The sequence below is a fragment of the Mesorhizobium sp. B2-4-17 genome, assembly GCF_006441275.1.
Classification (GTDB): domain Bacteria; phylum Pseudomonadota; class Alphaproteobacteria; order Rhizobiales; family Rhizobiaceae; genus Mesorhizobium.
This window is the reverse complement of the sequence record NZ_VFUX01000028.1, coordinates 13,327-29,781: the sequence shown is the minus strand read 5'-3', so window position 1 is coordinate 29,781 and position 16,455 is coordinate 13,327. Positions and strand designations below refer to the sequence as shown.

Annotated in this window: 17 protein-coding genes, 2 tRNA genes and 1 pseudogene; 9 read left to right on the top strand and 11 right to left on the bottom strand. The window is 59.8% G+C overall.

Translation table 11 applies throughout. The annotated features are described in order from the left end of the window. Positions 1-263: 263 nt before the first annotated feature. From FJ548_RS21640 to FJ548_RS21610, 7 genes are all read right to left on the bottom strand, one after another. Positions 264-1,430: an outer membrane protein transport protein gene (locus tag FJ548_RS21640; protein WP_140694321.1), complete on the bottom strand. Its 1,167-nt coding sequence runs from the start codon at positions 1,428-1,430 to the stop codon at positions 264-266. 359 nt (positions 1,431-1,789) lie between these two features. Then, positions 1,790-4,573, bottom strand: a complete 2,784-nt coding sequence (locus tag FJ548_RS21635; protein ID WP_140778934.1) for a valine--tRNA ligase — start codon at positions 4,571-4,573, stop codon at positions 1,790-1,792. A gap of 270 nt (positions 4,574-4,843) precedes the next feature. Beyond that, positions 4,844-5,677, bottom strand: coding sequence for a PopZ family protein (locus FJ548_RS21630; protein WP_140778933.1), 834 nt, complete (start codon positions 5,675-5,677; stop codon positions 4,844-4,846). Between the two features lie 214 nt (positions 5,678-5,891). Next, positions 5,892-7,268 (bottom strand): TolC family outer membrane protein, encoded by a 1,377-nt coding sequence (locus FJ548_RS21625; RefSeq protein ID WP_140607573.1) that lies wholly within the window; start codon positions 7,266-7,268, stop codon positions 5,892-5,894. Between the two features lie 180 nt (positions 7,269-7,448). Further along, positions 7,449-8,117 (bottom strand): protein-L-isoaspartate O-methyltransferase, encoded by a 669-nt coding sequence (locus tag FJ548_RS21620; protein ID WP_140778932.1) that lies wholly within the window; start codon positions 8,115-8,117, stop codon positions 7,449-7,451. A gap of 90 nt (positions 8,118-8,207) precedes the next feature. Then, positions 8,208-8,281: transfer RNA gene (locus tag FJ548_RS21615), tRNA-Cys, on the bottom strand. Between the two features lie 503 nt (positions 8,282-8,784). Then, on the bottom strand, positions 8,785-9,045 hold the full coding sequence (locus FJ548_RS21610) for a hypothetical protein (RefSeq protein WP_140607575.1): 261 nt from the start codon (positions 9,043-9,045) through the stop codon (positions 8,785-8,787). A gap of 219 nt (positions 9,046-9,264) precedes the next feature. Here FJ548_RS21610 and FJ548_RS21605 point away from each other — a divergent pair. The 3 genes from FJ548_RS21605 (at position 9,265) to FJ548_RS21595 (ending at position 10,835) form a co-directional block, all read left to right on the top strand. After that, a tRNA-Asn gene (locus FJ548_RS21605) sits at positions 9,265-9,339 on the top strand. Between the two features lie 314 nt (positions 9,340-9,653). Next, the gene (locus FJ548_RS21600) at positions 9,654-9,968 is read left to right on the top strand and encodes a DUF3303 family protein (protein ID WP_140778931.1); all 315 of its coding nucleotides are present in this window, start codon (positions 9,654-9,656) and stop codon (positions 9,966-9,968) included. A 186-nt stretch (positions 9,969-10,154) separates the two neighbouring features. Next, entirely contained in the window at positions 10,155-10,835 is a 681-nt protein-coding gene (locus FJ548_RS21595) for an outer membrane protein (protein WP_181168866.1), read from the top strand. A gap of 66 nt (positions 10,836-10,901) precedes the next feature. On the opposite strand, the gene FJ548_RS21590 is transcribed toward FJ548_RS21595, so the two are convergent. Continuing rightward, positions 10,902-11,096 carry a hypothetical protein gene (locus tag FJ548_RS21590; protein ID WP_140778930.1) on the bottom strand — a complete coding sequence of 65 codons (195 nt, stop codon included), beginning with the start codon at positions 11,094-11,096 and terminating at the stop codon, positions 10,902-10,904. A gap of 101 nt (positions 11,097-11,197) precedes the next feature. Between FJ548_RS21590 and FJ548_RS21585 the strand changes: the two genes are divergently transcribed. Then, the gene (locus tag FJ548_RS21585; protein WP_140763386.1) at positions 11,198-11,404 is read left to right on the top strand and encodes a helix-turn-helix transcriptional regulator; all 207 of its coding nucleotides are present in this window, start codon (positions 11,198-11,200) and stop codon (positions 11,402-11,404) included. Continuing rightward, the gene (locus FJ548_RS21580) at positions 11,401-11,616 is read left to right on the top strand and encodes a hypothetical protein (RefSeq protein ID WP_140778929.1); all 216 of its coding nucleotides are present in this window, start codon (positions 11,401-11,403) and stop codon (positions 11,614-11,616) included. Before FJ548_RS21585 ends, FJ548_RS21580 begins: the two co-directional genes overlap by 4 nt. Position 11,617: 1 nt before the next feature. Here the strand turns inward: FJ548_RS21580 and FJ548_RS21575 are convergent, their stop codons facing one another. Then, positions 11,618-11,884 carry a hypothetical protein gene (locus FJ548_RS21575; RefSeq protein WP_140778928.1) on the bottom strand — a complete coding sequence of 89 codons (267 nt, stop codon included), beginning with the start codon at positions 11,882-11,884 and terminating at the stop codon, positions 11,618-11,620. Here FJ548_RS21575 and FJ548_RS21570 point away from each other — a divergent pair. Then, positions 11,867-12,169 (top strand): hypothetical protein, encoded by a 303-nt coding sequence (locus FJ548_RS21570; RefSeq protein WP_140778927.1) that lies wholly within the window; start codon positions 11,867-11,869, stop codon positions 12,167-12,169. The genes FJ548_RS21575 and FJ548_RS21570 overlap by 18 nt on opposite strands. 628 nt (positions 12,170-12,797) lie before the next feature. On the opposite strand, the gene FJ548_RS21565 is transcribed toward FJ548_RS21570, so the two are convergent. Further along, the gene (locus FJ548_RS21565; protein ID WP_246678730.1) at positions 12,798-13,070 is read right to left on the bottom strand and encodes a hypothetical protein; all 273 of its coding nucleotides are present in this window, start codon (positions 13,068-13,070) and stop codon (positions 12,798-12,800) included. A gap of 148 nt (positions 13,071-13,218) precedes the next feature. Here FJ548_RS21565 and FJ548_RS21560 point away from each other — a divergent pair, with 148 nt between their 5' ends. From FJ548_RS21560 to FJ548_RS21550, 3 genes are all read left to right on the top strand, one after another. Next, on the top strand, positions 13,219-13,512 hold the full coding sequence (locus FJ548_RS21560; protein ID WP_140778925.1) for a hypothetical protein: 294 nt from the start codon (positions 13,219-13,221) through the stop codon (positions 13,510-13,512). A 390-nt stretch (positions 13,513-13,902) separates the two neighbouring features. After that, complete coding sequence (locus tag FJ548_RS21555; protein ID WP_140778924.1) at positions 13,903-14,595, top strand: SOS response-associated peptidase; 693 nt, start codon at positions 13,903-13,905, stop codon at positions 14,593-14,595. 165 nt (positions 14,596-14,760) lie between these two features. Next, positions 14,761-15,006, top strand: a complete 246-nt coding sequence (locus FJ548_RS21550) for a hypothetical protein (protein ID WP_140778923.1) — start codon at positions 14,761-14,763, stop codon at positions 15,004-15,006. Positions 15,007-15,655: 649 nt separating this feature from the next. Here FJ548_RS21550 and FJ548_RS21545 read toward each other — a convergent pair. Next, a pseudogene (locus FJ548_RS21545) lies at positions 15,656-16,414 on the bottom strand (ATP-dependent DNA ligase). Positions 16,415-16,455: the final 41 nt, after the last annotated feature.

Below are 16,455 nucleotides of genomic sequence, written 5' to 3'. Positions count from 1 at the left end.
AGGCGGATTTGTAGCGCAGGGGTTGTTCAGAAACTGTTGCCAAAACGTCACAATCGCAGGAAGCGGCCCCACTGCGGCCAATATGCAACGCAGCTTGGATTTCGGGACCCCCGACGACGTCCGGTCCAACATAAAAGGCGGACAATGCCCAGCCTTTGATATTCAGTTTCAGATGGTTACCACTTGACCTTCAATGAAGTCAAAAGGCTCAGCTAACGAAAAAGGCCGGACATTGCCGGCCTTTTTCTCGACGATCGAAGACGTTACCACTTGATGCTGTAGCCGGTGGATAGGGCGTATCCCCAGTCGCCCTGAACGGAGCGGTTGAAACCGTTGCGTGGGTCAGGACTGCCCGGAACGTAACTGTTGTTGTATTTGGTTTCGGAAACCGAGGCCAGATATACTGCCGCTACACCCAAGCGGAGTTCGCCGCCTAATTTGTCCTTCATCGAAACACCGGTTCCGATTGTATAGCTGTCGCCCGTCAGATCCCAACCGGTGCTGACGCCACGGTCATAGGTTGCAAACACGGTTCCTGAGATTTGATCGTTGAACTTGTGACCGATGCCACCGGTGACCGTCCAACCGTCGCGCCAGAAATACAGATTCCCACTGTTCAGCGATAGCGCCGGCACGTTCAGCATCAGCGCTTCCGTAACCGACCAATTCGTCCACTTCACGCTGCCATAGGCGAGCCAGCCTGGAGCGATACCAGTCTGCGCCTTGAACTCGACCGACTGCGGAAAGTTGGCTTGCCCGGTTGCTCCACCAGGAAGATTCCCTCCCAGCAAGCTTGCCGTGCCGGTGGCATTGATGTCGACACCTGACCGATACATCAATTGCGTGCGGAGCGCGATTTCCGGGATTTCGTAGGCAATGCCGGCGCGCCAGCCGAAATTGCTGTCGTGCAGGCTGACGCCAAGGACCGGTATGTTTGTACCCAAGGGAGCACCGGCTACGAGATTGTAATCGGTAACTTCATTGTAGACGCCGCCAATAAGCCAGATACGCCCCTTGCTGAGGTCGAATTTCAACCCGCAAGTCGCGCCATATTCATACATGGTGAAGTCTTCATTCAACTTGCCGAGCGTTCCACTCGAACGCGACCACGTCGCACCGCCACCGAATGATTCCGTAAGAGTACCGGCACAGGAGAGACTGTCCGTCAGCTTGAATTTAACCGCAGCCGATGGGACCGCGTAGCTGTCGGAATAGTTCTCCCCGACCAGATAGGGATTCATCGGGTTCACCGAATATTTTCTGGTGGGCGCGACATAGGTCACGCTGGTGCGCATGTTGAAATTGCCGTCCTCAAAAAGGATGTCGGTATCGGCCGTGCCGCGCGAAAAGCCGCCAGCGTGCACCGAGCCTGCAAAAACCAGCGAAAAGCACCCTGCCCCCAGCAGTGCTTTCAGACGCAAATTGTTCATGGATGTCCTCCCCGAATAATTAGTGCGTCAAGCTAGAACCAATTCAGGTTAACGCTGCAACAACGAATTCCTGGAGCGTACATGTACATGTTCGCCGAACGCATTTTTGCCAAAGTGCCAACCCGCACCAGCACACGGAAAACCGGCATCTGGAGTGTCCAACAGCTGCCGAAAGGACGGAAAATCTGCGGAAAAGGCGCAAAAACAACGGTTTTTGGCGGCTGGGAACCCCATTGTTACATTATGGCAACAATGGGGCTAAAAGTTTCCGTTTACGTCAATATTAACGCAACGGAATGCCTGTTTTCGAGGCAAAAATACCCGCTCCAGGCCCGGACGAAGCGTCACGAATCTGCGCTTCAACCGGCGTCCCGGACCCTGGTCAGCGCCACTGAAAGCTTGTCCTGGGCGTCGCGATATTCGGCGAGCTTCTCGCGCTCCGCTTCGACGATCTCGGCCGGCGCGCTGGCGACGAACCGTTCGTTGGACAGTTTCTTGTGCAGGCGCGCGATCTCTTCGGTCACCTTGGCCAGTTCCTTCTGCAGCCGGCCGGCCTCTGCGGCGAGATCGATCAGACTGCCGAGCGGCAGGCAGATCGTCGCTTCGTTCAGCACGATCTGCGCCGAGCCCTTGGGTGCCGCGTCAGCCAGCGAGATGTCGCCGACGCGCGCCAGCCGCTTGATCGCCGACTCCTCACGAACCAGCCGTTCACGCGTCACGCCGTTGGCGCCGACCACGACCAGCGGCGCTATCGCCCCAGGCGGCACGTTCATTTCCGAACGCACCGAGCGGATGCCCGACACGAGATCGACCAGCCAGTTGATGTCGGCGGCCGCTTCAGCATCCTCGAAATCCGGCGACGGCCAGGCGGCATGGCAGAGCAGCGAGTCACGCTCCTTGCCCTCACCCGCCGTCTGCGCCCACAATTCTTCCGTCATGAACGGCATCATCGGATGCAGCAGTTTGTAGATCTCATCCAGCACGAAGGCGACGCAGGCGCGGCTTTCGGCCTTGGCCGCCTCGTCCGTGCCCATGAACACTGGTTTCAAGAGCTCCAGATACCAGTCGCAGAACAGGTTCCAGACGAAGCGATAGGCAGCACCGGCCGCCTCGTTGAAGCGGTATGAGGTGATGCCGTCGGTGATCTCGCGGGCAGCGCGTGTCAGTTCGGTGAGGATCCAGCGGTTGACCGCCAGCTTGGCATCGTTCAGCCAGAAGTCATCATTGCGCGCGACTTCGTTCATCTCGGCGAAGCGCGTGGCGTTCCACAGCTTGGTGCCGAAATTGCGATAGCCGGCGATGCGCGCCGGATCGAGCTTCACATCGCGGCCCTGCGCCGCCATCACTGCCAGCGTGAAGCGCAGCGCGTCCGCCCCATATTCGTCGATCAGATCGAGTGGGTCGATGACGTTGCCTTTCGACTTCGACATCTTCTGCCCGTTCTTGTCGCGCACCAGCGCATGGACATAGACCGTGTGGAATGGCTCCTCGTCCATGAAATGCAGGCCCATCATCATCATGCGGGCAACCCAGAAGAAGATGATGTCGAAGCCGGTGACCAGCACGTCGGTCTGGTAATAGGTCTTCAACTCCGGGGTCTCATCCGGCCAGCCCAGCGTCGAGAACGGCCACAGCGCCGACGAGAACCAGGTGTCGAGCACGTCCTCGTCGCGGGTCAGGATCTCGCCCGGCTTGAAGTTCTCGAGCTTGTCCTCGACCCAGGCCTTCCACGGCCCTTCAAGCGCCAGATAATATTCGATCGCGTCACTCAGCGCCTCTTCCTCGGACTTCTCGACGAAGACGCGTCCATCCGGCCCGTACCAGGCCGGGATCTGATGCCCCCACCACAACTGGCGCGAAATGCACCAGGGCTGGATGTTTTCCATCCAGTCGAAATAGGTCTTCTCCCAGTTCTTCGGCACGAAATTGGTGCGGCCTTCGCGCACCGAGGCGATCGCCGGCTTGGCGAGTTCGGCCGCGTTGGCATACCACTGCTCGGTCAGGAACGGCTCGATCGGCACACCGCCGCGGTCGCCATGCGGCACGGCGTGGCGATGCGGCTCAACCTTGTCGAGGAAGCCGCCGGCTTCCATCAGTTCGACGAGCTTCTTGCGCGCCACGAAACGATCGAGGCCGTCGAGCTCGTCCCAGACAGCCTGGCGCTCCGGCGTCACATCGAGCCCGGCGAGGAAGTCCTCATTGTCTTTCAGCTTTATGGCAGCCTCGACGGACAGGATGTTAATCGCCGGCAATTTGTGACGCTTGCCGACCTCAAAGTCATTGAAATCGTGCGCCGGCGTGATCTTGACCGCGCCAGAGCCCTTTTCAGGATCGGAATATTCATCCGCGATCACCGGAATCTTACGACCGACGATCGGCAGGACGAGATTCTTGCCGACCAGATGCCGGAACCGATCGTCCTCGGGATTGACCGCGACCGCCGTGTCGCCGAGCATCGTCTCTGGGCGCGTCGTCGCAACGGTGATGAAGGTCTTCGGGTTCTCCGGATCGAAGGTGACGCCCTCGATCGGATAGCGAAAGTGCCAGAGGTTGCCGTTGACCTCCTGCTGCTCGACCTCGAGATCGGAGATCGCGGTCAACAGTTTCGGGTCCCAGTTCACAAGGCGCTTGTCCTTGTAGATCAGCCCTTCCTTGTAGAGCGTGACGAAGACTTCGAGCACGGCCTTGGACAGGCCTTCGTCCATGGTGAAGCGTTCCCTGCTCCAGTCGGCGGAGGCGCCGAGCCGCTTCAACTGGTTGAAGATCGCGCCCCCGGATTCGGCCTTCCAATCCCACACTTTCTCGATGAACTGCTCACGCGTCAGGTCGCGGCGGTGGATCTGCTTTTCCATCAGCCGGCGCTCGACCACCATCTGCGTGGCGATGCCGGCATGATCCATGCCCGGCTGCCACAGCACATTCTTGCCGCGCATGCGCTCGAAGCGCACGAGGATGTCTTGCAGCGTGTTGTTGAGCGCGTGGCCCATGTGCAGCGATCCGGTGACGTTGGGCGGCGGGATGACGATGGTGAACGCCTCGGCGCCCTCCTCCGCCCCGGCGCCGGCGCGAAACGCGTCGGCCTCTTCCCACAATTTGGCGATCTTCGGCTCGACGGTTTTTGCGTCATAGGTCTTTTCAAGCATGGGGGAACGGTCCGCGCTGTCGGGATTTTTGCTGGTTCGGTCTAAATCGGAAGGTCCTGGCCAAGTCAACCGCAAGGGCGGCCTTGGTTCATCACAAGCAGATAGGCGCGGCCGTGTTCATTTCAACGGAAGGCGCCCGCACATTCATTGTCATGGCTCCCGACGCAAATCTCGTCTGTTTGGCGGCAGGCGCGAGCTGATGGCGCGGCAACGAAAAACGCCGCCTCGGGCGGCGGCGTTTACATCGGCGATTGCCCTGGAGCTTACGGCCTACTGCGCCCCGCGCGCGACGCGCTCGATCTCCTCGCGCACCAGCCTCTCGACCAGCGTCGGCAGATTGTTGTCGAGCCAATCCTGCAGCATCGGCCGCAGCATTTCTTCGGCCATCTCGTCGAATGTCTTCTTGCTGCGGCTGGCAAAGGCGTCGGACAGCTCGCCAAAGGCCGCGGCAACCTGCCTGCCCGCATGCTCGGAAAGGATTGCCGGACGGGCCGCGGGTGCTTCATTTGCCACCGCACGCACCTCGGTAGCGCCCGTAGGAGCACCGCTTGAAGCAGGTTGCTCGAAGGCAGGCTCCGCCACCGGTTCGCTCACCGGCACATCGGGCTGGGCAACCGGCTTGCGGATGCCCCTGTCCGGCATCGCTTGGGCCTGCTCGCCAACCGCCGCGATCTCGTGCCGCCAATCGGCAACGATGGCATCGCTTGTCGCGCCGGCCTCCGGGGCCGCGTCGGACCTTACGGCAGCCACCGGTTCCGCGGCGATCCTGGCGCTGACCTCTGCAAGCGTCATCGACGTCTTCACGGGCACGGGATCGACGCGCGACTGCGCTTCCCCCCGTGCGATCACCGGCTCTGGCGACGACGCCTTGATCTCGGCAAGCATGACCGGCTTCCTGACGTCAGGGGCAGCATGCAGTTCGGCGCGAAACGCATCCACGTCGACGGCTGGAGCCTCGCCTTGCGCCGGCGCCAGGTCCTGCCGCAGCTCATCGGCCTCGCCCGGCTGCTTGCGGCCGTTGTCGCTGTCCTCGATGATCCTCCGGATGGAAGCCAATATCTCTTCCATGGAAGGTTCGCGCTGTGCGCTGCTTGCCGTTGCCATCGTCACATCCGCCGCCCTTGTGACCTCTGTGGATTTCCGCTCCGGCAAGAGCCGGATTCGAATCATGGCAACAGCGTACCCGACGGATGGCCGCACGAGAATCCCCAATCTGGGGACATGTGGGATTTCAACAGATTAGAGCACGAAACCGAAGTGGAGCCGGTCCCAGGAAAGGTCCTGTCAGACATTCCAGGGAAATTAAGGTGGCCGCCCGTTAGCGGCCGTCCGGCGTGCGCAGGCCGATCCACTTGTCCTTGACGGCGTTGTAGTGCTCCTCAGGCTTGTACTTGGTCACCTGCAGGGCAAGGCGCTCGGCCGACAAACGGCCGATTGCCGACAGGATGGCATAGCTTGCCACGACCACGTCATGTTCGGAATTGGCCTGGTTGATCTTGGCGGTGATGACGGTGGCCTGCGCGTTGAGCACGTCGAGTGTCGTGCGCTGGCCGACATTGCGCTCTTCGATGACGCCATTCAGCGCCAGCTGCGCGGCATCGATCACCTGCCTGTTGGCGGCGACGCTTTGCTGCGCGGCGGTGTACTGCGACCATGCCGACGCAACGGCCTGGCGCACCTGGTCGCGGCTGACGTCAACCTGGATACGCGCTTCGCCGAGCGATTCCTTGTTCTGCCGCACGATCGCCGAGGTCCGCCCGCCCGAATAGATCGGAATAGTCAGCGTCGCGCCAATATTGGCCGATGTCGAATTGCCGTTCGTCCCGATGCTCGGATTGCGGTTCAGATAGTCGTCCGAAATGCCTGCGGAGGCGGAAAGTTGCGGCAACAGTGCTCCCTCTGCCGATTTCACCGAAAACGCAGCCGCGTCGACAAGATGCTGAGTGGCGAGGATGGCCGGATGTTCATTCGACGCGATCCCGATCGCTGCCTCGAGGCTCGACGGCAACAGCCTGGACACTGGCGAAGCCGGCTTGAGCTTGCCGGGTTCGTCGCCGACGATCTGATGGTAGGTCGCGGCGCTTGCCAGGGCTTGTGCGCGGGCAGAGCTGAGCGAGGCCACCGCCGAGGCGCGCGAGGCGTCGGCCTGCGCGACGTCGGTACGGGTGCCCTCGCCGACCTCGAAACGCGAGCGCGCAGCGCGCGCCTGCTCGGTCAGGAACTGGAGATTCTGCTGAGTTAGGACCGCAATCTGCCGGTCGCGAATCACGTCCATATAGGCCGTGGCCGCATTGAACAGGGTGTTTTCCTCGGTGTTGCGCAGGCTCTCCACCGACGCTTTCACCTGGGATTCCGCGGCCGCCACATTGTTTCTTGTCTGAAAGCCGTCGAACAGGCTCTGGTTGATCACAATTCCTGCGCTGGCGGACGATGTCTTGCTGGTGAACCCCCTGGCGTGGGTGTTCACATAATTGGCGTCGGCGGATCCGGTGATGGTCGGGCGCCAGCCGGACTTGGCGATCGCAACGCCCTCGTCGGTGACGCGCACGCCGGCCCGTGAGGCATTCAGCGAGGAATTGTATTGATAGGCCTTGGCGAGCGCGCCGGAGATGGTTTCGGCCGAGGCGGCCAGCGGAGACAAAGCGGTCGCGGAAACCAGGACAGCTGCAAGAAGGGTCTTGGATACAGACGGCACGATATATCCCTCATTCGTTTTCCATGGGAACCACGCCGCGCCAGCTTCTCCTTTGAGTAGCCGGAGCAGCGTGTTTGATGCTCCCTGTCGCTCGGCCCGAAGTGCCCCCAGTTCGGGACCGGCAACGATTGTTCAAATGCAAGCGACCATGACAAAGCCTTTGCTGCAAGGCCAAATCATTCAGAATTCGAAAGCACGCTCACGTTCGAACCCCGGTAGTGGCTTAATTGCCGCATTAAATGCCCTTCTTCCGGTTACAATCCCCCCAGATTTGAAAAATAGTCGCGCCACGCCGGAATTGCCCTGTCCCTCCACCGCGACGAGTCGACCACCTTCGGCGAGCTGGTCGAGCAGCGTTGCCGGCACTTTCGCGACGCTGCCGCCGATGAAAATGACGTCATAGGGTGCGGCGGCGGCATAGCCTTGCGCCAGCGGACCCTGAACCACGGTCACATTGCCGCAGCCAAGGGATGACAGTAACGATTTGGCGGTTTCGGCCAGCGTCGATTCGCTTTCGAGCGCCACGACAGACCTTGCCAGCCGTGACAGGATGGCCGAGGCGTAGCCCGTGCCGCAGCCGATATCGAGCGCCGAATCGGTGGGACTGATCTCGGCCAGTTGCATCAGTTTGGCCAGCGGCGACGGTTCCATGAGGTAGCGAGCGCCACCGGCGCCGTCCGCGATGCGGATATCCTCGTCGATATAGGCGAGATCGCGCTGGGGGGCGCCGACGAAAATCTCGCGCGGCACGACAAGCATGGCTTCCAGCAGCGGTGCGCTGGTGACGTCGGTGGTGCGAACCTGACCGTCGACCATCTTGACCCGACGTTCGGAGAAATCAGCGTTCATGTTCCAACCAATCCGCTTGCCGCGTCAAAACCGCGGTTCATTTCGACCGGAACATCAAGCTCCCGCGCTGGCGCGCGGGAGCCCGGGCATTGGAGGCCTCGCCCGGAATCGAACCGGGGTGCAAGGATTTGCAGTCCTCTGCGTAACCACTCCGCCACGAGGCCTCGTTGCTCCCGGCGTTCCACCCGGTTCCAATAGGTTGCGGCGAAAATGCCGTCAAGCGGCCACCGCCCATTCGGCGCGGTTTCCCTCTGCATCAATCCAACCTCCGCATGCGGCGTCGCGGACCACTGCGCCCACGACACACATTAGCATCTCGTTATGTATAGCAGGCGATGACGAGAAACTCCAAGCCCCGGCCGCGGTAGAGAAATGAGGAGGACGCCTACGCGATGCAACCGGCAAGCCTGAACACGGCGACAGATGCTTGGGGCGGCTTGCCGCGACCGGGATGCGAGGAATTGCTGCGTCACGCCATCGACTGTATCGCGATAGAAGTCACCAGCCGGCGTTCGCCACGCGACCGCGCGCCTCGCTTCCGCCGCCGCCGTTCTCAAGGAGATTCGCTGGATCTGGAAAGAAGCGCGGGCCGTAGAACCGAATCGCGAAAATCTGCAGCCCGGCATAACGCGGACAAGCGCGGCGCGGTCAAAGGCGCGCCTGCCGTTCAATCCGGCCGGCGCCGCCGCTCCCACCAGACGACGAAACGGCGACGATGGCGGCGCACCATGGCGAATTCATAGGAGAGCACCAGCAATCCGAGCGGCACCATCCAGAAGCCCAGGATAGGCAAAAAACCGAGAATGCCGCCGATGGTCAAAAGGAAACCGATCGTGATTCTGAGGCCGCGCGAACGCGGCATGGTGAACTCGCGCCCGAAAACCGAGATCTTTCGCGCCGGTAACCGGTTTTCGTCTGCTGCCGTCATCGCCAATGGCTGCCCTCTGGTGATTCGAGAATGCCTGTTTACGAAAGCCGCGACCGCCATTTCGGTTCCGCGCCGGTCGCCAGACGGCTAATATGAGAGCGAACACCGCCGATTGCGAGAAAGCGCCGCGTGAAAAAGTGTCGTAAAAATACGAAATGCTTCTTTGCAAAGCCGAAAAGGGTTTGCTATAGGCTGCGCCACTTGCTGAAGAGCCTCTGTTCCCCGGTAGCTCAGTGGTAGAGCAACCGGCTGTTAACCGGTTGGTCGCTGGTTCGAATCCGGCCCGGGGAGCCAACAATTCCAAAGAACTTAGCTCGACTCGCAAACTGCACGAAAACCGAATAGGTACGGCATAGGTACGCTAACGGCTTTTGGTAGGCGCAAAAAGGCCCGGAAGCCGAAGCCGCCGGGCGCGCCATAGCGGTCAATTTCAATTTGTGCAACAATGCTAATATTAGAGGTGGGTCACCGCGCCGCCTTTAACAGCTGTCCTGCATCGTGCGGGACGCTGTCGGATTCTGTAGTTTTGTTGGGGGATGCCCCGGACCTGCCGCAGCACGCGTCCCCGAAGCTTCATTGTCTTAACTCAATTGAGGAGGGTGCAGCAGATGAAATACATGGTCAGCTGGATCGAACGCCCGCAAGGTTCGCCTGTAGAGTATGAGAACGCCCAAAAGTGGATACTTGATGTATTTAGTCAATGGAAGGCGCCCGCCAATTTCAAGATCGAGTTGTTCGTGGTGAGAGTGGGAGAGTGGGGTGGGCATATGTTGGTGGACTGTGATGATCCGGTGGCCGTTCACAAGGCATGCTCGACCTTCCCCGCTTTTGAATTCCAGGCGCGGCCCGTGATTGCCATCGAGGAAGCTGTCCGGGTCGAACTCGAAGCCATTGCCTGGCGCGATGGACTGAAACGCGACTGACGGCGAGCCCCGGCCAACCTGCGTAGCAAACCCCAGTTAGGTCTCTCGCTTGCCGCATTCCAACCCATGTTGCTTAATTGCAACCTATTCGGTGAAATTGCTGCACTTCACACTCGCTTACATTCCGTTACGGCGTTTGTCTGATATGTTCAGCCCTCATTCGAAGCGTCCATGCGGGGACAGGCAATGAAATACATTTTGGCAGCGGCGTTTCTCGGCGCCACTCTCACGTCGGCAATGGCAGCCGATGTTTTGAATGAGCTTCCAGTCGCTTCCACGTATGACTGGACCGGTGCCTATATCGGCGGCCAAATTGGTTATGCGTGGGGCCGTGATCATATTCAGGACGAAATTCTCGGCGGCGGTCTTTCAGACTATTCGGATAGCTTTAGGCTCCGTGGCGTTACCGGCGGTGTTTTTGCCGGCTATAACATGCAGTGGGGCAACATCGTCGGCGGCATCGAAGGCGATATCGAGGCCTCCGGTATTGTCGGCCATAATCCCGACTGGCCGTTCGGCACTGATGATAACACCCATATCGACGCCCAAGGCTCATTGCGCGGCCGCTTGGGCTATGCCTTCGACAATTGGCTACCCTACGTCACCGGCGGTCTGGCCCTCGGGGATATTCACACTAAGTTCGAAGACGGGGCGGCAACGGATTCCCAGTCAAAAGTCAAGGCTGGCTGGACGGTTGGTGCTGGCGTCGCCTATGCCTTTAACAAAAACTGGGTCGGTCAGGTTGAATACCGTTATACCGATTTCGGCAAGGTTACGACGGCCACCACCAACACTGACTCTTCCTTTGTAGAGCACGAAAAACTCAAGACCAACGAGGTCCGAATCGGGATCGCCTACAAGTTCTGACTTTGGGCGACGCCGTAATGCACGATCGATTAGGCCCCGCCCCCGTGAGGTTAGCGGGGCCTCGTGTCAGTTAATAGTGTGATCCGGCTGCTCCCGATCGACGCACACCTCCCGCTCGTGATCGCCGCGCGCGCCGTCCGCCCAATGCTCTTGATTGTGGAACCGGTTCGGAGCGCCAAGCGTCGGCTCCTCGGTGCCGTCGTCTTCCAAGTCGCAATGATCGGCCTCACGGTCGTCGTTGTCGCCAGACCAGCCCGCCATGTATGGCTCATGGTCCGCGCCGTCCTCTCCAGTCAGTTGTGATATTTACACTTGTGAAATTAGCACAAGGGAATTGAGTTGTGAAGCCTGCACAAGTGAGGATGGCTCGCGCCGCTTTGAACTGGTCCCTTGCAGACCTTTCGAAGGCTGCCGGTGTTCACAGAAACACGGTCTCAAACTTCGAGACAGGCCGATATGGCGGGTCGGCAGAAGCGGTTGACGCCATCCGCGCAGCCCTCGAATCTGCCGGCGTCGAGTTCATCCCAGAGAATGGCGGCGGCGCCGGGGTGAGGCTGCGGAAGGAATGATCAAGATCTCGCTTTTCCTCGGGGGGATCGCGATCGTTTTGGTCAGTTCCCGTCAGGTGTTCCTAATGTTTCGCGACGGTTCATTTCGTGCTCGCGGCAATCGATTGATCCTACGCAACGCACACCCCATGATTTTCTGGATGAATTTCGTTGGGCTCGCGCTTTTCGGCGTTGTCGGTGTCGCTTTGATTTGTTGGCAATTGCTTACTTGATTCAAATTTGCGGTTTGGTCGCGGTCAGGGAACGGTTTCCAGCCTCGCGGGTTGAATCGTCATGCAACAGATCAACGACACCAAAAAGCTGGTTAAGCACTTCGATGAGAGGGAGCGGCAAAGCCTCATCCGCATCAAAGAAACTCAGGAACTCATCGAGCAGAACCGCCGGCTGACAAAGAGGTCCCGTGAAATCCTTGCGCGCGCGTCCGAACTGGCCGCCGCGCTCGGCAGGCACTAACGATCGGACTTGAGAAAGCTCGATCATCGCCGCGTCTTCTTCGGCGTGATCTGCTCGATGCGCACCTTGTCACCGATCGCCTTGGCCATGGCCTCGGCCTTCCTACACCGGCGAAGCGTCTCGCGCGTCCTGGCGCCCGCTGCGGAAGAACGTGGTGGGCGTTTTTCTTATTCCTTGGGCGAGCCCGACCGCAATCCCGGCGATGATGACCACCAGTCAGCTACCACCTTTTCGTCCATATGGATGCGTTCCAGTCACATCAACGAAATCGTATGTTTCTCCCAGCCGGTGAAGTCCTCTTTCTTAGCATGATGTCCCCCTCGCCGGTTAGGCCCGGCGCATACTGGTCTCCGCCAGGAAGCCGGGCCGCTCCCGATAAGCCCGGACCCCGCGAGCGCGCGTTTCCCTTCTCCGCTGTCCTACACCGCCGAAACCTCTGGCGCGTGCTCTGGCGCTTCCCAGCGCGCTCAATGGTGACCAACATTCGCTGCTGGGCGGCAACGCGGCGACGCTCCATGATTTCTTCGCTCTCCCGCTCGCGCTCGCGCCGGTAGACTTCAGGCAACGGCGTCCAGTCGGCCGGTTTTTTCTTCATGCACCATTGCGGACGCCGATATCCCCAATGCGCGATTGCGACGAGATCCGAACCGTCGAGCCAACAACTGAAATTGAGCTTCGGGAAATGCAGGCACCGTGCCGCCCACCAGACGCGATCGATGTCGACGTCGCCCTGGCCGTGCTCCCATCGCGTCCAGCGCGGCGGATGGGGCCAAAATTGCCATGCATGTGCTCATCTCCATGTTGATGCCCGCCGCGTCTTGGAGAATGAGGGAAAGAGTTGCCGGTCTAAACGTCGTTGTTCAGTGATGCCCGCCTTCCACAGCGCCGTGAAGCTCAGCGAGGATTGTAGCTGCGAAATGTTAGGTGATTTGACGCAACGTCATATCTCATCCCTCCAGATCACGCGGCGCACGAACCGGATCTCCGCTAGGCGCCGATAGCGCACGTTGACAGCTTCCTGCCCTACTAGGTGAAGCAGCTCGGCGTCGATGTGTTCCTTTCGTCGGCATTTCTGACAAGTCATCTTGCCGCGTAGCGCCTCGATGGAGACGTTGCCGAAAACCCCGCACAGCTCGGCTGGCTTGAAGTAGCGTTTGATGTTGCAGTACCGGCAGGTCACCAGCGCCACCTGCCCCGCATTGTGGGCATGCATCAAGGTCCACGGCACAGCTTTGTGCCATTGTTCCGGTTGGTCAGGCATGCCTGAGAAAAAGGAACATATTCCTGCTCCGTCAAGAGCCTGTTGACTCTTGCGTTCTCATTTTGTTCATTGCCGGCCAGATAGCCACAGGAGGCGAGCTATGCGGCTTCGGCTGGAAATCAAAGGAGCTTCCCCGGAAGAGGTGCAGCGCGGCATCGACGCAGCCAGCGCAGTTTTTTCTGCGGCGGGCATATCCCCGGAACAGGGAGCGGATGGAATGTTCGCGCTTGAAGGTTGGGACGACGCCAGTTTTCACGATGACATGGAGCCGGATGAAGACGAGGATCAGGCGGCGAGCGTGTGGATGGAAGCCAACAAGGCTGCGATTGAGGCGTGTTGCGCCGATTGGCCCGAGAAACCGGGCAACTATCTGATGCTCGAATTGATCGACTAGCCATGGTCCGACGCAACCGTTCGATCCCACCGCCATCTGTCGTCGACCGCAAATGGCCGCACCAAGTGGCATTGCCTGACGACATTTGTACCGATCGAAATTTTAAAGATCACGGCTTTCTGCGATGGGCTTGGCGTCAGGCCCCAAATCCGACAAATGCAGGCGATTTGGCCGGACGGCAAATATGAGCAATGGCGGCTTCATTGCTTTGCTGACCAGAAGGACGCCAAGGCATTTCTTGACCATTTCGGCGGCGTCATGTCCGATCCTTCGAAGGACCGGGAAGACGGCCGAGCTAACGGTGTGTGGCGCCGAGTGGGCCACTATGAGCGAACTCTGGAGCTTGGGCCGCTTAGCGTGCCGGAGATCCTACGAACCTAAGGTCGGGGCATGTGTGGTCGCTACACCAGATATCTGTCGTGGTCAGAAATCCACCGCCTCTACAGGCTGACGGCGCCGGCCGAAATCGGGCGCAATGATGCACCCCGCTACAACATCGCGCCGACCGAAGATGTCCCCTTCATTACCGCCGGTGACGATGGCAACCACAAGCTCCGAACGGGCCGCTGGTGGCTGGTCCCGTTTTGGGCGAAGGAGATGCCCAAAGCGGCGATGTTCAACGCACGAATTGAAGGCGTCGACACGACACCAGCCTTCCGAGATGCATTCAAGTCGAAGCGCTGCCTGATCCCCGCCGACGGCTACTATGAGTGGACGATCTCTCCCGCCGACAAGGGCAGAGACCCTTGGCACATCTTCCAGCCCGGCCACGCGCCGTTCTCGTTCGCTGGTCTGTGGGCCCACAATTCGAACCTCGACGTCACCAGCTGCACGATCATCACCGAGCCATCCGGAGCGCCCGTCGACCTGATCCACGATCGCCAGCCCCTTATCCTCGATCCCGCCTTCTACGACGCCTGGCTGGACCCGAAGACGCCTGCTGGCGGCCTGAAGGATATTCTCAGCCACGACATCGATGGGCAGCTGCAGTTCTATCGCGTCGGCCGCGAGGTCAACGCCAGCGTGAAAGACAAGCTGCCGAACGACTACGCCGGCCTGATAGAACCGATCAAGCTGCTATGAGCGACGAACCCATCAAACTGGCTGACGGCATGACGGTGGCGCCGCAGCGCGTGGTCGAAAATCGGCCTGTGAGCATGCCGGCTGCGGCAAGGACGCCGCGTTTGGTTTTGCCAGGCAGCGGCAGCCGTCGCATTGGTTCTGTTTAAGCGAGGGAGAGCAGTTTCTATGATCAGCCCGCCGAAGCGTTCTGAAGCCTACGCAGACCGCGAGCTCGACTGCCAGGAGGTAATGGAGCCAGGCTTTCAGGCAATCGTCGATTGCATGATCGAGGCCGGTTGGACGCGCGGCGAGGTCATGCGGTCCCTTCGCCGGCTGATCGCGGCCGACAACATGACGCAGAAGGAAAACGCAAAGGTCGAGGCCGAATTGGCGATTATTCGTGCCATGATTCGAGCCGGGAAGACGGGCTGAATCCGCCCTTAGGCGTTTGGTCGTGGGCCAGAGCCGCTTTAGGTCGTCGAAGGCATAATCCCGGACCGGCTAAACGCCACGGCGCCCTGCCGCCCATAAGGTTCATTAGAATTAACTAATTGTAGACCGCGCTGTCTCAGAATAGGACAGCGCGGTCCTGTTGCCGTACCGCGCCGGCGGCTCTGGCTTTCAGGCAACCCTACCCCAGGGCCGGAGCCGCCACGTTCTATTTAGCAGTAAATCGCTGAAGCAAGCCCTACTAAACATCGTTTCCGAAGTGCTTCTTCGATCGATCGACTTTTAACATTCGTCCTTCGATGGGTCACCGAGCGAGCCGCTTCTCAGTGTGACAGCAAGCAAACCTATTTCGGCTTCGGTTAACGCTATCTCATAGCGTTGTTTGGAGTTTCTTGTGTAGATATCATCGGCGATGATGGAAATCGTGACGGTATTTTCGCAAACCTGCAATTCTTCAGTTTGCAGCGGCTCAGAGTATATTCTCTTTGGGGAACCTGGCTTTCGCCCAGGTCGAACGTTCAGTCGCATCGCCGAATCCCAATCGTTGCTACATGCAGTCCTTATGCAAGAGGGATGCCAGCACCCTTGTGTTGAAATCCGGTCAGGCACTTCAGCCGATTCCCTGTTCTGCTCACTCCTGTCGGAAATCCCTCAGAGAGGCGTGGCGCAACATGTCTTCGCCCTTCAGGAACTTCACCCGGCCAACCAAGCCTGGCCTCAGCCATTCCGCCTTTTCCTTGGCGAGTCCCTTCGGTGCCGGTGCGCCCGTCTTTCCTTGAACCATATCCCACAGCCGCTCTCGGATTTCGCGGTTCATCGTGATGAAGGCGCCGCCGACATAGCGGCCCTTGTCGGCCATGAGCGCCATTGCCGGCTTTCCGGGCCTCACGCTTCACACCGATGATGTCGAGCTCTTTTTCATCGAAACATTTGATCTTGCGCCAGTTCATCGTCGGGCCGCTGCGGTAGGCGCTGTCCTTTCGCTTCGACACCATGCCCTCCAGGCCGGCATTGTCGACGAGGTGATAGACTGCGGCGCCTGTCCCGGCAGCGCTTCAGAGAATTGAATGCGGCTGCCGGCCGGGATCACCTCGTGAAGGATTTCCCGGCGGTCCTCCAGCGGCACGTCGCGCAGATCGTGACCGTTGAGGTGGAGGAGATCGAACGCCACGAAATAGAGGTCTTGCGGTCGGCTGGTGATGGCTGAGCGCAGCGGCCGATATTTCGCCGTCCAGTCGTGGCCGCGCCGCGTGTAGAAGCGGATGCCGTCTTGATCCTTCACGATCTGGGTGCGGAAGCCGTCGAACTTGACCTCGTGGCTCCAATCGTCGCCCTCGGGCGGACGGTCGACAAGCTCGGGCATCATCGGCGGGATGAACTTCAAACGCATGAACTGGACTCGCAAAACCCGGACGCTATTAGCATCATCTA

Coding starts and splice junctions, on each gene's coding strand:
- FJ548_RS21640 (WP_140694321.1), bottom strand. CDS start 1,430: ATGAACAATTTGCGTCTGAAAGCACTGCTGGGGGCAGGGTGCTTTTCG.
- FJ548_RS21635 (WP_140778934.1), bottom strand. CDS start 4,573: ATGCTTGAAAAGACCTATGACGCAAAAACCGTCGAGCCGAAGATCGCC.
- FJ548_RS21630 (WP_140778933.1), bottom strand. CDS start 5,677: ATGGCAACGGCAAGCAGCGCACAGCGCGAACCTTCCATGGAAGAGATA.
- FJ548_RS21620 (WP_140778932.1), bottom strand. CDS start 8,117: ATGAACGCTGATTTCTCCGAACGTCGGGTCAAGATGGTCGACGGTCAG.
- FJ548_RS21610 (WP_140607575.1), bottom strand. CDS start 9,045: ATGACGGCAGCAGACGAAAACCGGTTACCGGCGCGAAAGATCTCGGTT.
- FJ548_RS21600 (WP_140778931.1), top strand. CDS start 9,654: ATGAAATACATGGTCAGCTGGATCGAACGCCCGCAAGGTTCGCCTGTA.
- FJ548_RS21595 (WP_181168866.1), top strand. CDS start 10,155: ATGAAATACATTTTGGCAGCGGCGTTTCTCGGCGCCACTCTCACGTCG.
- FJ548_RS21590 (WP_140778930.1), bottom strand. CDS start 11,096: ATGGCGGGCTGGTCTGGCGACAACGACGACCGTGAGGCCGATCATTGC.
- FJ548_RS21585 (WP_140763386.1), top strand. CDS start 11,198: ATGGCTCGCGCCGCTTTGAACTGGTCCCTTGCAGACCTTTCGAAGGCT.
- FJ548_RS21580 (WP_140778929.1), top strand. CDS start 11,401: ATGATCAAGATCTCGCTTTTCCTCGGGGGGATCGCGATCGTTTTGGTC.
- FJ548_RS21575 (WP_140778928.1), bottom strand. CDS start 11,884: ATGATCGAGCTTTCTCAAGTCCGATCGTTAGTGCCTGCCGAGCGCGGC.
- FJ548_RS21565 (WP_246678730.1), bottom strand. CDS start 13,070: ATGCATGCCCACAATGCGGGGCAGGTGGCGCTGGTGACCTGCCGGTAC.
- FJ548_RS21560 (WP_140778925.1), top strand. CDS start 13,219: ATGCGGCTTCGGCTGGAAATCAAAGGAGCTTCCCCGGAAGAGGTGCAG.
- FJ548_RS21555 (WP_140778924.1), top strand. CDS start 13,903: ATGTGTGGTCGCTACACCAGATATCTGTCGTGGTCAGAAATCCACCGC.
- FJ548_RS21550 (WP_140778923.1), top strand. CDS start 14,761: ATGATCAGCCCGCCGAAGCGTTCTGAAGCCTACGCAGACCGCGAGCTC.